Annotated in this window: 16 protein-coding genes; 2 read left to right on the top strand and 14 right to left on the bottom strand. The window is 64.0% G+C overall.

Annotated features, from left to right (window positions below; translation table 11 throughout):
* Positions 1–2 precede the first annotated feature (2 nt).
* The 7 genes from P9236_RS13080 to gcvA all read right to left on the bottom strand — a co-directional run bounded on the left by P9236_RS13080 (position 3) and on the right by gcvA (position 7,687).
* Positions 3–1,481 (bottom strand): mannitol dehydrogenase family protein, encoded by a 1,479-nt coding sequence (locus tag P9236_RS13080; protein ID WP_278075040.1) that lies wholly within the window; start codon positions 1,479–1,481, stop codon positions 3–5.
* A gap of 158 nt (positions 1,482–1,639) precedes the next feature.
* Positions 1,640–2,410, bottom strand: coding sequence for an L-iditol 2-dehydrogenase (locus P9236_RS13075; protein WP_278075039.1), 771 nt, complete (start codon positions 2,408–2,410; stop codon positions 1,640–1,642).
* Entirely contained in the window at positions 2,407–3,411 is a 1,005-nt protein-coding gene (locus P9236_RS13070; RefSeq protein WP_278075038.1) for an ABC transporter ATP-binding protein, read from the bottom strand. The genes P9236_RS13075 and P9236_RS13070 overlap by 4 nt, the downstream gene beginning before the upstream one ends.
* 40 nt (positions 3,412–3,451) lie before the next feature.
* Positions 3,452–4,276 carry a carbohydrate ABC transporter permease gene (locus P9236_RS13065; RefSeq protein ID WP_278075037.1) on the bottom strand — a complete coding sequence of 275 codons (825 nt, stop codon included), beginning with the start codon at positions 4,274–4,276 and terminating at the stop codon, positions 3,452–3,454.
* Between the two features lie 10 nt (positions 4,277–4,286).
* Positions 4,287–5,159 (bottom strand): sugar ABC transporter permease, encoded by an 873-nt coding sequence (locus P9236_RS13060; protein ID WP_278075036.1) that lies wholly within the window; start codon positions 5,157–5,159, stop codon positions 4,287–4,289.
* Positions 5,160–5,298: 139 nt separating this feature from the next.
* Positions 5,299–6,609, bottom strand: a complete 1,311-nt coding sequence (locus tag P9236_RS13055; RefSeq protein WP_278075035.1) for a sugar ABC transporter substrate-binding protein — start codon at positions 6,607–6,609, stop codon at positions 5,299–5,301.
* A 169-nt stretch (positions 6,610–6,778) separates the two neighbouring features.
* Positions 6,779–7,687 (bottom strand): transcriptional regulator GcvA, encoded by a 909-nt coding sequence (gene gcvA, locus P9236_RS13050; RefSeq protein WP_278075034.1) that lies wholly within the window; start codon positions 7,685–7,687, stop codon positions 6,779–6,781.
* Between the two features lie 110 nt (positions 7,688–7,797).
* Between gcvA and P9236_RS13045 the strand changes: the two genes are divergently transcribed.
* Positions 7,798–7,983, top strand: a complete 186-nt coding sequence (locus P9236_RS13045; RefSeq protein ID WP_278075033.1) for a hypothetical protein — start codon at positions 7,798–7,800, stop codon at positions 7,981–7,983.
* A 66-nt stretch (positions 7,984–8,049) separates the two neighbouring features.
* Here P9236_RS13045 and P9236_RS13040 read toward each other — a convergent pair whose 3' ends face one another.
* Positions 8,050–9,009: a sugar-binding transcriptional regulator gene (locus tag P9236_RS13040; protein ID WP_278075032.1), complete on the bottom strand. Its 960-nt coding sequence runs from the start codon at positions 9,007–9,009 to the stop codon at positions 8,050–8,052.
* Between the two features lie 203 nt (positions 9,010–9,212).
* Here P9236_RS13040 and P9236_RS13035 point away from each other — a divergent pair, with 203 nt between their 5' ends.
* Entirely contained in the window at positions 9,213–9,845 is a 633-nt protein-coding gene (locus P9236_RS13035) for an HAD family phosphatase (protein WP_278075031.1), read from the top strand.
* Positions 9,846–10,206: 361 nt separating this feature from the next.
* Here P9236_RS13035 and P9236_RS13030 read toward each other — a convergent pair whose 3' ends face one another.
* The 6 genes from P9236_RS13030 to P9236_RS13005 all read right to left on the bottom strand — a co-directional run bounded on the left by P9236_RS13030 (position 10,207) and on the right by P9236_RS13005 (position 14,020).
* The gene (locus P9236_RS13030) at positions 10,207–10,974 is read right to left on the bottom strand and encodes a class II aldolase and adducin N-terminal domain-containing protein (RefSeq protein ID WP_278075030.1); all 768 of its coding nucleotides are present in this window, start codon (positions 10,972–10,974) and stop codon (positions 10,207–10,209) included.
* 142 nt (positions 10,975–11,116) lie between these two features.
* Positions 11,117–11,749 (bottom strand): urease accessory protein UreG, encoded by a 633-nt coding sequence (ureG, locus tag P9236_RS13025; RefSeq protein ID WP_278075029.1) that lies wholly within the window; start codon positions 11,747–11,749, stop codon positions 11,117–11,119.
* Positions 11,746–12,186, bottom strand: coding sequence for a DUF3995 domain-containing protein (locus P9236_RS13020; RefSeq protein WP_278075028.1), 441 nt, complete (start codon positions 12,184–12,186; stop codon positions 11,746–11,748). Before P9236_RS13020 ends, ureG begins: the two co-directional genes overlap by 4 nt.
* A complete protein-coding gene (locus P9236_RS13015; protein WP_278075295.1) occupies positions 12,183–12,854 on the bottom strand; it encodes an urease accessory protein UreF in 672 nt (223 codons plus the stop codon). The genes P9236_RS13020 and P9236_RS13015 overlap by 4 nt, the downstream gene beginning before the upstream one ends.
* Complete coding sequence (locus P9236_RS13010; RefSeq protein WP_278075027.1) at positions 12,847–13,422, bottom strand: urease accessory protein UreE; 576 nt, start codon at positions 13,420–13,422, stop codon at positions 12,847–12,849. Before P9236_RS13010 ends, P9236_RS13015 begins: the two co-directional genes overlap by 8 nt.
* The gene (locus P9236_RS13005) at positions 13,391–14,020 is read right to left on the bottom strand and encodes a glutathione S-transferase family protein (protein WP_278075026.1); all 630 of its coding nucleotides are present in this window, start codon (positions 14,018–14,020) and stop codon (positions 13,391–13,393) included. The genes P9236_RS13010 and P9236_RS13005 overlap by 32 nt, the downstream gene beginning before the upstream one ends.
* Between the last annotated feature and the right edge of the window lie 16 nt (positions 14,021–14,036).

Raw genomic sequence — 14,036 nt, 5'->3', positions numbered from 1 at the left:
CCTCAGAGCTTGCCGGCGAGGTAGCGCGTCAAGGTTTCGCGCGCACCGTTCGCCCACAGCACGTTGAGCGCATGGGCAAAGGCTTGGGCGAAAACGGGCGAGCGGCCGACATCGCCATAGATGTCGTCCATGGCGAGCCAGGCGCCGGGCGTGTCCTTCGCGGCCTTCGCGGTTGCCTGCATCCGGTCCCAGTTCGGATCGTTCGGCTCGATGACCGCGCCGCTGTCGGTGGCGCCGAAGCAGTAGCGGCACCAGAGTGCGGATTCCAGCGCCAGGCCGGCGACATTTTTGCCCGCCTTCAGCCGGTCGGCGATGGTCGGGATGATGAATTTCGGCTGCCGGTTGGAGCCGTCGAGGCAGAGCCTGCGAATGGTGTCGCCGATCTTGGGGTTGGAGAAGCGGCGCTCGATGAGCTGATAGTAATCCTCCAGCACCGTGTCCGGCACCGGCGGCACGGTCGGGATGATCTCGTCGCGCTCCAGCTTGGCGAGGAAGCCGCGCACCAGCGGCTCCTGCATCGCCTCATGCACGAAATGGATGTCCATCAGGCCTGCCGGATAGGCAATGGTGGCGTGGCCGCCGTTGAGGATGCGGATTTTCATCAGCTCGTAAGGCGAGACATCCTTGACGAACTGCACGCCGGCCTTTTCGAGCGGCGGGCGGCCGGCGGTGAAATGATCCTCCAGCACCCATTGCTTGAACGGTTCGCAGAAGACCGGCCAGTTGTCTTCCAGCCCGAAATCGCTCGCCAGTATGCCGCGCTCGCGGTCGGTGGTGGCCGGCGTGATGCGGTCGACCATGCCGTTCGGGAACGCGACATTGTCTCTCACCCAGTTGGCCAGATCCTCGTCGATCAGCCGGGCAAGGCCGATGACGCCGTCGGAGGTGACGCGGCCATTGTGGGGGATGTTGTCGCAGGACATGACGGTGAACGGCACGATGCCGTCGGCGCGCCTGCGCACCAGCCCGGCAAGGATGATGCCGAAGACCGTTTTCGGCGCGGCGCCCGGCTGAGCGTCGGCGACGATATCGGGATGCGCCGGGTTGAACTTGCCCGAGGCCGGGTCGATGAAATAGCCGCCTTCGGTGATGGTCAGCGACACGATCTTGATCGCCGGGTCGGCGAGCTGCTCGATGATCGCGGTAGCATCGCCCGGCATCAGGAAATCGACCATCGCGCCGGTGACGCGGGCACTCATATGGCCCTGATCCTGCTCGACGACTGTGGTCAGCCAATCCTGCTCCTGAAGCTTGGCGCGGCCGGCCTTCTCGCCCTCGAACACGCCGGCGCCGATCAGCGCCCAGTCATGACCGAGCCCGGAATTGAACAGGTCGTCGAGATAGACGGCCTGGTGCGATCGGTGAAAGTTGCCGACGCCGAAATGAACGATGCCGGCTTTCAGGGAAGAGCGATCGTATTTCGGGCCGGAAACCTTCGAGGGAAGCTTTGCGAGGTTCGAGGACGAGAGTTTCACGGTCATCTTACTTACCCTTCGGCCGATATGCAGCCCAACAATTCCGCCTCCTGTGGGAGAGCGGTGAGGGGCAGCGCTTGTTTTGCGGTTCTGCCCCTCACCTGCCCCTCGGCGCGTTCTCCCCGGAGGAAGGGAGGCGCGCCTTCCCCCTCAACTCATCCCCATCAACTCATCCATTGACCGCCGTCGACGTTGTAGGTCTGGGCGACAATGTATTCGGCCTCGTCGCTGGCGAGGAAAACCGCCATGCCGGTGAGGTCTTCGGCCCGGCCCATGCGGCCGTAGGGCACGCCTTCGCCGACCAGCCGCTTCTTCTCGCCTTTCGGCCTGTTCTCGTATTTGGCGAACAGCGAATCGACGTGATCCCAGTGCTCGCCGTCGACGACGCCCGGCGCGATGGCGTTGACGTTGATGCGGTGCTTGATCAGGTCGAGCCCGGCCGACTGGGTGAGCGAAATGACGGCGGCCTTGGTGGCGCAATAGACCGCGACCAGCGGCTCGCCGCGACGCCCGGCTTGGCTCGCCATATTGATGATCCTGCCGCCTTTGCCACGCGCGATCATCGAGCGGGCGGCCGCCTGCAGCATGAACAGCGTGCCGGCGACGTTGACAGAGAACAGTCTGTCGTAGCTCGCGCGGCTGATCTCGACGATAGGTGCCAAGTCGAACAGCGCGGCATTGTTGATCAGGATGTCGAGACCGCCGGCCTTAGCCTCGACCGCCTTCACGGCGGCCTCGATCGAGGACGGGTCGGTGACGTCAAGCCGGATCGCGTAAGCAGCAGAGCCGATATCCTTCGCGGTCGCTTCGGCCGCTTCGAGGTTGATGTCGGCGATCGCTACCGTGGCACCTTCGCGCGCATAGGCTTCGGCGAAGGCCCGGCCGATGCCGCGCGCCGATCCGGTGATCAGCGCCGATTTGCTCTTCAGCCTCACTGCGCCAGCGCCCTGCCGTCGGCGCCGAAGCGATGCAGCTTGGTCTTGTCTGGCGTCAGATAGACGGTGTCGCCATGCTTGACCGCGACCTCGCCGTCGGCGCGCACATTGATCGTGCCGATGCCGTCCGTCTGGACATGCAGGAAGGTGTCGGAGCCGAGATGCTCGGCAACGCCCACCGTCGCCTTCCAGTCGCCGGTCGTGGTCGAGATGTTGATGTGCTCAGGCCGGATGCCGATGGTCTTGGCGCCGTATTTGTCGGCCGGCGCGCCTTCGATGAGGTTCATCTTGGGCGAGCCGATGAAGCCGGCAACGAAGAGGTTCTTCGGCGTGCGGTAGAGCTCCATGGGCGAGCCGACCTGCTCGATATTGCCGGCGTTGAGCACGACGATCTTGTCGGCCATGGTCATGGCCTCGACCTGGTCGTGGGTGACGTAGATCATCGTCGTCTTGAGCTGATGGTGCAGCTCGCTGATCTCCAGCCGCATGGTGCCGCGGAGTGCTGCGTCGAGATTGGACAGCGGCTCGTCGAACAGGAAGGCCGAAGGCTGGCGCACGATGGCGCGGCCGATGGCGACGCGCTGGCGCTGGCCGCCGGAGAGCTGGCCCGGACGACGCTCGAGATAGTTGGTGAGGTTCAGCACACGCGCTGCGTCCTTCACCTTCTTGTCGATGGTCGCCTGGTCCTCGCCCGCCATCTTCAGCGGGAAGGCGATGTTCTTGGCGACCGTCATATGCGGGTAGAGCGCATAGGACTGGAAGACCATGGCAAGCTTGCGCTTGGCCGGCGCCTCCTGGGTCACGTCGCGGCCGTCGATGCTGATGGTGCCGCCGCTGGTGTCCTCCAGCCCGGCGATCAGTCTGAGCAGCGTGGACTTGCCGCAACCCGACGGGCCGACGAACACGACGAACTCGCCGTCCTCGATATTGAGGTCGATGTTCGGAATGATCGTCGTCGACCCGAAGGACTTGGAGACGTTCTTGAGCGTGATGTTTCCCATGGTTTCCTCCCGGGGATTTCGTCGTCCGCCGCTGCGGCTCTTACTTCACGGCGCCAAAGGTCAGGCCGCGCACCAGCTGCTTCTGGCTGAACCAGCCCATGATCAGGATCGGGGCGATCGCCAGTGTCGAGGCCGCCGAGAGCTTGGCCCAGAACAGGCCTTGCGGGCTTGAGAAAGAGCTGATGAAGGCGGTAAGTGGCGCGGCGTCGGTGGTGGTCAAACGGATCGTCCAGAACGCCTCGTTCCAGGCCAGGATGATGTTCAACAGCATGGTCGAGGCGATACCCGGCACCGCCATCGGCGTCAGCACGTAGATGATCTCGTTCCACAGCGAGGCGCCATCCATGCGCGCCGCTTCGAGGATCTCGCCCGGAATCTCGCGGAAGTAGGTGTAGAGCATCCAGATCACGATCGGCAGGTTGATCAGCATCAGCATGACGGTGAGGCCGATGCGGCTGTCGAGCAGCCCGCTGTCGCGGAAGATCAGGTAGATCGGGAACAGCACCGCGACGGCCGGCATCATCTTGGTGGAGAGCATCCACATCAGGATGTCCTTGGTGCGCTTGGTCGGCGAGAAGGCCATCGACCATGCCGCCGGGATGGCGATGATGAGCGCAAGGACCGTCGAGCCGACCGACAGGATCACCGAATTCAGGAAGAACTTGAAGTAGCCGCTCTGCGCCTGCACTTCCGCATAGCTTTCCGTGGTGCCGGACGGGATCAGGGCGAAGCCCTGGATCGCCTCCTGCTCCGACTTGAAGGAGGTAATGATCGTGTAAAGGATCGGGAAGAAGATCAGCAGCGCGACGATCCAGGCCGCGGCGGTGGCGATCGTCTTGTGCTGGGTAGTGACTGCGCGTGCCATTTTATCCTCCTTACTTGTCCAGGTTCTTGCCGACGGCGCGCATGACGAAGAAGGCGACGATGTTGGCGAGAATGACAGCGATGACGCCACCCGCGGAGGCCTGGCCGATTTTGAATTCCAAAAGCGCCTTCTGATAAACGAGGAAGGGCAGGTTGGTGGAAGCGTAGCCGGGACCGCCATTGGTGGTGACCAGGATCTCGGCATAGACCGAGAGCAGGAAGATCGTCTGGATCAGGATGACGACGGTGATGGCGCGCGACATGTGCGGCAGCGTCAGATACCAGAAGCGGCTGAGGAAGCCGGCGCCGTCCATCTCGGCCGCCTCCTTCTGCTCGCCGTCGAGCGATTGCAGGGAGGTGAGCAGGATCAGCGTCGCGAAGGGCAGCCACTGCCAGGCGACGATGAGGATGACCGCCGTCAGCGGGTGCTGGCCGAACCAGTCGATGGGGTTGGCGCCGAAGAAACGGGCAATATCGGCGAAGACGCCGTATTGCGGGTGCATGATCATGTTCTTCCAGACAAGGGCGGCCACCGGCGGCATGACGAAGAAGGGCGAGATCACGAGGATGCGCACGATCCCCTGACCCCAGATCGGCTGGTCGAGGAGCATGGCCAAGAGGATGCCGCCGATCACAGTGATGATCAGCACGCTGACCACGATGGTGAGCGTGTTGAGGATCGACTGCAGGAAGGCCGGGTTGGAGTAGAAGAGCTTGTAATTGGAGAACCAGACGAACCCGTCACGGATCGGGTTAAGCGGGTTGTACTGGAGGAACGAGAACCAGACCGTGAAGACCAGCGGCACGATCATCCAGATGAACAGCAGGATCACCGATGGCGCCATCATGAGACGGGCAAGCGAACGGGTTTGCTGAGTAGCCATGACGGTCACCCTCCAAATGTCAGCCGATCTTATAGTCGTGCCACAATTTTCCTGATGGTGAAGGTGGCCGCCCGAACTGGGTTTCGGGCGGCCATTGCCGGTCATGATGCGCTACCGGCGCTCGGCACCGGGAGGAGCCTTACTTGATGTAGCCGCCTTCGGTCATCGCGGCGGTCGCCGCGTCCTGGGCCTGCTTCAGCGCGTCGTCGACGCTCGACTGGCCGGCAAGAGCGGCGGAGAAGAGCTGGCCGACCGTGGTGCCGAGACCCTGGAATTCAGGGATGGCGACGAACTGCACGCCGACATAGGGCACCGGCTTGACGGTCGGATGCGTCGGATCGGCGGCGTTGATGGAGTCCAGCGTCATCTTGGCGAAGGGCGCCGCCTTCTGGTACTCCGGATTGGCGTAGAGCGAGGAGCGCGTGCCCGGAGGAACGTTGGCCCAGCCCTCCTTCGAGGCGACCAGCTCAGCATAGTGCTTGCTGGTAGCCCACGACACGAACTTCTCGGCGGCGTCGGCCTTTTGCGTGCCGGCGGGGATCGCCAGCGACCAGGCCCACAGCCAGTTGCCGCGCTTGCCGAGGCCGTTGTCGGGCGCCAGCGCATAGCCGACCTTGTCGGCGACTTGCGAAGCCTTCGGATCGGAGACGAAGGAAGCGGCGACGGTGGCGTCGATCCACATGCCGCACTTGCCCTGCTGGAACAGCGCCAGGTTCTCGTTGAAGCCGTTGGAGGAAGCACCTTCCGGGCCGTCGGCCTTCATCAGGTCGACATAGAACTGCAGCGTGTTCTTCCATTCCGGCTGGTCGAATTGCGGCTTCCAGTTCTCGTCGAACCAGCGGGCGCCGAAGGAGTTCGACATGGCGGTGAGGAAGGCCATGTTCTCGCCCCAGCCGGCCTTGCCGCGCAGGCACACGCCGTTCACGCCGTTGGCGCGGTCGGTCATCTTGTCGGCCGCCTGTTTGATGAAGTCCCAGGTCGGCGCATCGGGCATCTTGAGCCCGGCCTTCTCCATCAGGTCCTTGCGGTACATGACGAAGGAGCTCTCGCCGTAGAATGGCGCTGCATAGAGCTTGCCGTCAACCGAAAGGCCGCCGGCGATGGCCGGGATGATGTCCTTGGTGTCGTAGTCGTCGCCGAGCTTGTCGAGCGGCAGAAGCCAGCTCTGCTTTGCCCAGATCGGGACCTCGTAGGTGCCGATGGTCATGACATCGTACTGGCCGCCCTTGGTGGCGATATCGGTGGTGACGCGCTCGCGCAGCACGTTCTCCTCAAGCGTGACCCAGTTGAGCTTGATGTCGGGGTTGGCCTTCGTGAAGTCGTCCGTCAGCTTCTGCATGCGGACCATGTCGCCGTTGTTGACGGTGGCGATGGTGATGGATTCGGCATGCGCGGCGAAAGCGAGAGCGCTGGCCGACAACAGGCCCAGGGTGAGCGTGCGAAGTTTCATCAATTCCTCCCATAAACCAAGATGAGCATTTGCCTTGGCTGTGGGCAATTACTCACTAAGCGTGAATTATGTCAAGCCGGAATCGATGCTGCAGCGCAGCACAAATCGAAGCCGCCCCTGTCGGAGCAGCGCGGCGAAGGTTCGGCTTGGAGGCTGTTGCCGTGTCCAGCTATTGGCAGGCGATCTCGGCGAGGATCCAGTCGCGGAAGGCGCGGATTTTCGGCACGTTGCGCCGGGCGGTGGGATAGACCAGCCAATAGGCATGGCCGTCGTCGCCGACTAGGTCGAAGGGCTGGACCAGCCGGCCATCGGCGAGTTCGTTCTTGAACAGCGCCCTGGTCAGGATCGCCACGCCGTGGCCGGCCATGGCGGCATTCGCCTCGTAGGCCTGCGCGCCCATGCTGGAGCCCGGCCGCTTGGCGAGGTCGTGCACGGCGACACCGGCGGCCTCGAACCATTGCGTCCACCAGACATCGCCGGGATCGAGGATCGGCAGCCGCAAAAGGTCCGCCGGCTCCTTGACGCCGCCGATGCTCGCCGCAAGCTTCGGGCTCAGCATCGGCGTGAAATCGGCGTCGAGCAGTTTGTGTGCCTCCAGGCCCGGCCATTTGCCGCCGCCCGAGCGGATGGCGAGATCGACATCCTCGCGTGCGAAATCGGTCAGGCGGCTCGACGTATCGAGCCGCACGGCAAGTGCGGGATGGGCAAGCTGGAACGAGCCCAGATGCTGCGCCAGCCAGTTCGAGGCAAAAGTCAGCACGGTGGTTACGCACAGCAAGCCGTCGGCGCCGCCACGCGCGGCGGCGTAGGCCTGACCAAGAATGGCAAAGGCCTCGCTGACGGCGGGCGCCAGGCGCCGGCCTGGCTCGGTGAGTTCGATCTGCCTGGGACGGCGCAGGAACAACGGCGCGCCGATGCGCTCCTCGAGCAGCTTGATCTGGTAGCTCGCGGCGGCCTGAGTCATGCCGAGTTCCTGCGCTGCCCTGGTGAAGGAGAGATGCCGGGCCACCGCTTCGAACACCCGAATCGCCTGCAGTGGCGGTAGCGGCGCGAGCTGTGGGGGGCTCAGATCGGGCATAAAACCTCCTTATGGGTCATGATCGAGGTTTAATTGGAAGCGCGAAGCTGCCAACCCGATATTTGGGGTCGACGATCAATCCAGTTCAAGCATGGCGAAGGCTGACGATCATGACCACGATGCAGGAAAAAATCGTTTCGACCCCGGCTCGCAGTTGGATTTCGCTGCTGGCGCGGGAATTTTCATGGTTCGCCAGCCGGAGGCGCGGTTATGTCGATATCCGGGAATTGTCGCCGCATCTGCAGCGGGACATGGGGTTTCTCGACGGCAACGATCCGCGCGAACGCTACGAATAGCCGGGCTCCCTTTTATCGGCGAGCGGCTGATCACGATGCATGGCCCTTCTGGGCCTGAGGCTCCGGTCACGCGCCGCCGAGAAGTGCGGCGGCCGTCCGTTCATCGGTGATGAGGCCGTTGACCAACCGCCGGTTCACGGCGGCGAGGATGCCCGGCAGCTTGCGCTCGCCCATGGCCAGCGCAATGACCAGCGATCTCTCGCGCGACGGCAAGGCGGCGGACGACACCCGATCGTTGGTGATGCCTTCGATCATGCGGCCTTCGCGGTCGAACACCCAGCCGACGATCTCGGCGACGCCGCCCGCCTTCTGCAGCGCCTTGAGTTCCCCTTCCGAAATGAAGCCGTCCTCATAAAGCGGTGCCTTCGGGCCGAGATCGCCGATGCCGACGAAAGTGACGTCGGCTTCCGCGGCGAGCGCCAGCGTCGGCTGGATCATCGGCTGGCTGAGCAGCATGTCGCGCTCTTCCGGCGAGGAGGCGATGACCGGCAGCGGCATCGGGAAGGAGCGCGCCTTGACCCGGTCGGCCATGGTGAAGATGACGTTGTAGAAGGCGGCCGAGCCGTCGGGCGAGATGTTGCCGGTCAAGGATACGACCTTGTGCTGCGGGCACTCCATCGGCGGAAGCTGCTCGATCGCAGCCTTCAGCGTGCGCCCGGTGCCGATCGCCATGACGATGGGCGCAGCCGAACGCAGCCGCCGCTCGATCTCGGCCGCCGCCGCCTCGGCGACGCCGATCGTCGTCGAGGACGAGGTCGGATCGCTCGGCACCACTTCGACCAGATCGAGCGCGAAGCGCGATTTCAGACGCGCGGCAAGGTCGAGGCAATTGGCGATCGGATGATCGACGCGCACCTTGATCAGGCCTTCCGACATCGCCAGCGACACGAGCCGCTGCGCCGTCTGCCTGGAAATGCCGAGCTTGGCGGCGATCTGATCCTGCGTGTTGCCGGCGACGTAGTAGAGCCAGCCGGCGCGCGCAGCGTCGTCCAATCTGGTGTTGCCGGTTTCCTGTCGCGAGTTCACATCCTGCCTCCCCAGCCCGCACGTGGGCGGGCGCTATAGATTACAGCGAAAGCGGCTATGCGCAATTGTCAATTGAAAGGGCAATTGCTTGCACAGGTAGAGGCTAAGGATGGGCCAATCCGACCTTGCCTCAACCATTTGCCGGGAGAGCGGTTTATCTCGGAGGACAAACCCATTAAGGGAATCGGCAAAAGGAGCCTCGCATGACGCCGAAAGCGGTTTTCTGGGACATGGACGGCACGCTGGTCGACAGCGAGCCGCTGCACGAGGCCGCCCTCGTGGCCGCGCTGCGCAGCGTCGGCATCGCACCGCCGACCGATCTGCACGAACGGGTGCTCGGTATCGCGGCATGGCCGGTCTACGAAATGCTGCGCGACCAGTTCGGCCTCGACCTGCCATTCGACGACTGGATCGTGCGCAAATACGACCACTATCTGCCAATGGCCGAGACGCTGAAGCCGCGCCCCGGCGCGATCGAGGTGTTCAACGAATTGCGCGCGTTGGGCGTCGAGCAGGCCGTGGTGTCCAATTCCGACCGGCTGATCGTCGACGCCAATCTCGGCGCGGTCGGTCTCGTCTATCCCGGCATGCACACGGTGAGCCGCAATGACGTGCGCCTGGGCAAGCCGCATGCGGAACCGTTCCTGCGCGCCGCCTATCTTGCGGGCGTCGACCCGGCGGACGCTGTCGCGGTCGACGACAGCCGGACCGGCGCCATGGCCGGACTGGCGGCCGGCATGAAGACGATCTTCTGGCCGGAGGCGCCGATGGAAGGACCGCCCGGCGCTATCGTCATCAACAGCGCGGATGAATTGCGGGCGCAATTGGGGTTCTGAACAAACTTCCGAGCGTCAGCGCTGCCCCTCATCCGCCTGCCGGCTGGTCTTTGGCGATAGCGTGCATGGCAGCTTGGCGCATGCATTGTCCAATGTTGCGCTGGTCGACCCCACTCCGTCTCGGCTACGCCGAGCCACCTCTCCCCCGATCGACGGGTAGAGGAAAGGCGCCAAGCCTTTTGCCGTCAACGCTCTTCCAGCGACGCTCCCTTCCTTTCCCTCCAGAGGGGGAAAGGTGGCGCTGCGAAGCAGCGACGGATTGGGGGAACCACGTGGCAATCAAGCCGCGGCCTTATCAGTCACGCCAGTCACAGAAGATGTGTGCATTGCGTGGCGTAACCGGGGGAGCAGGACAAAAGCTTCAGTTCCGGTAAACAGGCTCTTCCTCGTCGAGGATAGCCTTCAGCTCGGAAAGATGGCGCTCGGCCTGGCCGGGATAGTCGTCCACCTCGCGCGCCGTCTTTTCCGCGATCTCGTCGGAGAGCGTGCGCAGCGGACGGCCGGTCCACAGCGCCTTGATGTAGGTCTCGGCGGCGCGCTCGAAATAGAACATGCGGTTGAAGGTGTCGGCGACAGTGTCGCCGATGACCATCACGCCGTGATTGCCCATGACCATGACCTTGATCTTAGGGTCGGTCAGAAGCTTGGAGCAGCGCTCGCCCTCCTCCTCGAAGGCCAGCCCGCCATAGTGGGCGTCGACGACATGGCGGTTGAAGAACATGGCCGAGTTCTGGTCGATCGGCGGCAGCGTCGAGTCGGCCAGCGAAGCGAGCACGGTGGCGTGGATCGAATGCACATGCATGGCGCAGCGCGCATGCGGCACGTTGCGATGGATGGCGCCGTGCAGGCCCCAGGCGGTCGGATCGGGCGCATTCGGGCCTGACAGCGTGTCGGGATCGTTGGCGTCGATCAGAAGCAGGTCGCTCGCCTTGATGCGCGAGAAATGCACCTGGTTGGGATTCATCAGGAATTTCGTGCCGTCCTGGTTGACCGACAGCGAGAAATGATTGGCCACCGCCTCATGCATGTTGAGCCGCGCCGTCCAGCGGAAGGCGGCGGCGAGATCGACGCGCTCCTCATAATACGGCAGGTTGGTCAGCGGTTCTTTCTGCAAACGGGCAAGGCTCATCGAAAATCCTCCGGTTCTGGCGGTTCTGCTTTTACGCAATTCCGGACGGAAAACCGCTACGCACTTTTCCTGGAATTGCTGGAGAATGCCGCGCCCAACCGCAGCCAGCAACCGCAAACTAGTGGGGCAGACGACCGGTAGATCAGGCCGCTGGCCGCGCCGATCGCAGCCCGCCCTGCTCGACGATGAAGTCGATCACCTCCTGCAAGCCCTTGCCGCGCGACAGATCGGTGAAGCCGAAGGGCCGCTTGCCGCGCATGCGGGCGGCGTCGCCTTCCATGACGTCGAGGTTGACGTTCACATAGGGCGCCAGATCGCTCTTGTTGATGACGAGGAAATCCGAGCGCGTGATGGCTGGACCGCCTTTGCGAGGAATGTCCTCGCCCTGGCAGACCGAGATGACATAGAGGGTCAGATCGGCAAGGTCCGGCGAGAAGGTGGCGGCAAGATTGTCGCCGCCGGATTCGATGAAGATGACGTCGAGGTCGGGGAATTTTTTGTTCAGCTCGGCGATCGCCCGCAGGTTGATCGAGGCGTCTTCGCGGATGGCGGTGTGCGGGCAGCCGCCGGTCTCGACGCCGACGATGCGCTCCTCCGGCAGCGCCTGCAGGCGAGCCAGCATCATGGCGTCTTCCTTGGTGTAGATGTCGTTGGTGACGACGGCGATGGAGAACCGGTCTCGCAGCGCCTTGCAGAGTTTTTCGGTGAGCGTCGTCTTGCCGGAACCGACGGGGCCGCCGATGCCGATGCGAAGGGGGCCGTTGGCTTGTGTCATGCCGGAAACTCCGTGACGGCGAGGATGGCGAAGCCCAGCCCGATCAGCAGGCAGAGCGGCGAATAGAGGCGCCGATCGAGCCTCGCGAAAGGCTGCTCCGGCGCCAGCCGGCGCCACCAAGGCGTGAAACCGGCGATGCCGCGGCCAAGGAAAACGAGACCGATCAGCAGCGCGGTGGCGGCAAGCCCCTGCTTCGGAAACGGCGAGGCAAAGACGCCTTCGAGCGCGAGCGGCCAGAGCGTGGCAAGCGCCAGGCAAGCGGCGACGGCGAAGCTCGCCAACGACGACGGCATTTCGTCGACGCCGCGAAAGCCGACGACGGCGCGGGCGCAGGATTTTGTATCCGTTCCCGGCCAGATGCCGCCTATGCCCCAATAGACATGCAGCGTGGTGATCAGGAGCAGGACGACAGAAAGGGCGAAGGCGAGAATTGTCATGAGCGGAACAGACGCGAATATTGGGTTTCGTGCTTCATCGCCATGATATCGGAGATGAAGGCGGAGCCACCGAGATCGTCGAGCGAAGAATTGGCGGCACGAGCGGCCGCCGACAATGCCAAGGATTCAAAGCCGGCTAATAAAGCGACGGCATCGGCCTGCCCAGCAACGCCGAGCCTAATGGCGGCCTGCACGAGGTTGGAGAAAAAGGCTTGCAGGAAAGCCGACAGCGCCTCCGCCAAGCCGATGCCGTGGCTGCCGGCAACCGCGCCGACGGCGACGCAATAGGGGCAATCGGCGGGCAAGCGCTCCAACGCGCGACACGGCCAGGCCGAGGCCGCCTTGAGGAAAGCCGTGCCCTGCAGCATAGTTTCCAGGTGCCGCTCCCGCGAGCCGGCGAGCGCCTCGGCAAGCGCGGCCGCTTCGGTCAGATCGCCGCCGTCACGCGCGCGCCGCCAGCTTTCGGCGAAGAGCACGGCATCGTTCCAGCCCGAGCCCATCTCGACCAGCGTTTCCAACCAGGCGGCAAGATCTTTGCTGTCGGCGATCAGCCCGTCATGCACGGCACGTTCGAGGCCATGGCTGTAGGAAAAACCACCAACCGGAAAGGACGGCGACAGCCATGCCATCAGCCGCAGCAGCGCGGCGCCGGCAGGCCGCTCAGCCATGGTGATGGTGATGGCCATGGTCATGATGTTCATGCGAGTGATCATGATCGTGATGGTCGTGATCGTGATGGCCGTGACCATGATGATCATGGTCGTGGCCATGGCCGGAGTAGGCGCCGCGCACCGGATTGAACGGTTCCAGCACCTCGTTGACAGCGGCGCCTAGCCCCTCCAGCATCGCCTTGATGACGTGGTCGCGCAGGATGAGGATGCGATCCGCCTCGATACTTGCTGCGAGATGACGATTGCCGATGTGCCAGGCAAGTTCGGTGAGATGCACCGCATCGCGAGCGCGGATGTCGTAGACCTCTTCCGGCGCGGCGACGATCTCCAGCTGACGGCCGTCCTCCAGCACCAGCCGGTCGCCATTGTTCAAAGCCACCGGCTCCGGCAGGTCGACCAGAACCTTGCCGCCGCCCGCCGTCTCGATGGCGCGGCGGCGCAGATGCCGCTCGTCATGGGCAAGCACCGCCTTGTCATAGACCACGGCCGCGCCCGCCTCGCGGGCCGGAACCACCGAGACGGCACGCGGAAACTTAGTGAAATCGGTGCGGATATCGAGCTTCATTTGAAGGCTCCTCCATTGGCTTGCGCGCGAGCGCGGGCCGGGCGCTGCAGAACACGAAATAGGCATTAACCCGATCGGAGTCGATCGGGAACCGGCCGGCGCGGGCCCAACCGCCGATGTCACCGAGCAGCACGTCGACGGCCGAAAAGCGGTCACCGAGCGCGAACGGCCTGTCGCCGAGCCGGCGGTCGAGCGCCTTCACTTCGGATGCAAAGTCATGCGCGGTTGCAGGGCCGACATCGACGCGCACCTCCTTCGGCAGCAGGAAACGATGGCGCAGCTTGTTCCACAGCGGCGCTTCCAGCTCGCTCTGGGCGAAATGCATCCAGGAATCGATCTCCGCGCGGCCGGCGAGCCCGGGACCGGCGCCCATGCCCCTGTCGGCATGCTTGTCCGCCAGATAGACGCAGATCGCCGCGGAATCCGTGATCATCACCTCGCCGTCAATCAGGATCGGCACCTTGCCGGAGGGGTTCAGCGCATAAGCCTCGGGCGAGCGCAGCTTGACCTCGATGAATTCGTAGGGCTGCCCGAGCTCCTCGAGCATCCAGAGCACGCGGCTGACGCGGGAACCTCGCGATCCTACGGCCTTGTACATGGTTGAGCCCTGCCTT

The organism is Mesorhizobium sp. WSM4884, assembly GCF_029625675.1.
Lineage (GTDB): Bacteria > Pseudomonadota > Alphaproteobacteria > Rhizobiales > Rhizobiaceae > Mesorhizobium.
This window is presented reverse-complemented; position numbering and strand designations above follow the sequence as displayed.

Coding starts and splice junctions, on each gene's coding strand:
- P9236_RS13080 (WP_278075040.1), bottom strand. CDS start 1,481: ATGACCGTGAAACTCTCGTCCTCGAACCTCGCAAAGCTTCCCTCGAAG.
- P9236_RS13070 (WP_278075038.1), bottom strand. CDS start 3,411: ATGGGAAACATCACGCTCAAGAACGTCTCCAAGTCCTTCGGGTCGACG.
- P9236_RS13065 (WP_278075037.1), bottom strand. CDS start 4,276: ATGGCACGCGCAGTCACTACCCAGCACAAGACGATCGCCACCGCCGCG.
- P9236_RS13060 (WP_278075036.1), bottom strand. CDS start 5,159: ATGGCTACTCAGCAAACCCGTTCGCTTGCCCGTCTCATGATGGCGCCA.
- P9236_RS13055 (WP_278075035.1), bottom strand. CDS start 6,609: ATGAAACTTCGCACGCTCACCCTGGGCCTGTTGTCGGCCAGCGCTCTC.
- gcvA (WP_278075034.1), bottom strand. CDS start 7,687: ATGCCCGATCTGAGCCCCCCACAGCTCGCGCCGCTACCGCCACTGCAG.
- P9236_RS13045 (WP_278075033.1), top strand. CDS start 7,798: ATGACCACGATGCAGGAAAAAATCGTTTCGACCCCGGCTCGCAGTTGG.
- P9236_RS13035 (WP_278075031.1), top strand. CDS start 9,213: ATGACGCCGAAAGCGGTTTTCTGGGACATGGACGGCACGCTGGTCGAC.
- P9236_RS13030 (WP_278075030.1), bottom strand. CDS start 10,974: ATGAGCCTTGCCCGTTTGCAGAAAGAACCGCTGACCAACCTGCCGTAT.
- ureG (WP_278075029.1), bottom strand. CDS start 11,749: ATGACACAAGCCAACGGCCCCCTTCGCATCGGCATCGGCGGCCCCGTC.
- P9236_RS13020 (WP_278075028.1), bottom strand. CDS start 12,186: ATGACAATTCTCGCCTTCGCCCTTTCTGTCGTCCTGCTCCTGATCACC.
- P9236_RS13015 (WP_278075295.1), bottom strand. CDS start 12,854: ATGGCTGAGCGGCCTGCCGGCGCCGCGCTGCTGCGGCTGATGGCATGG.
- P9236_RS13010 (WP_278075027.1), bottom strand. CDS start 13,422: ATGAAGCTCGATATCCGCACCGATTTCACTAAGTTTCCGCGTGCCGTC.
- P9236_RS13005 (WP_278075026.1), bottom strand. CDS start 14,020: ATGTACAAGGCCGTAGGATCGCGAGGTTCCCGCGTCAGCCGCGTGCTC.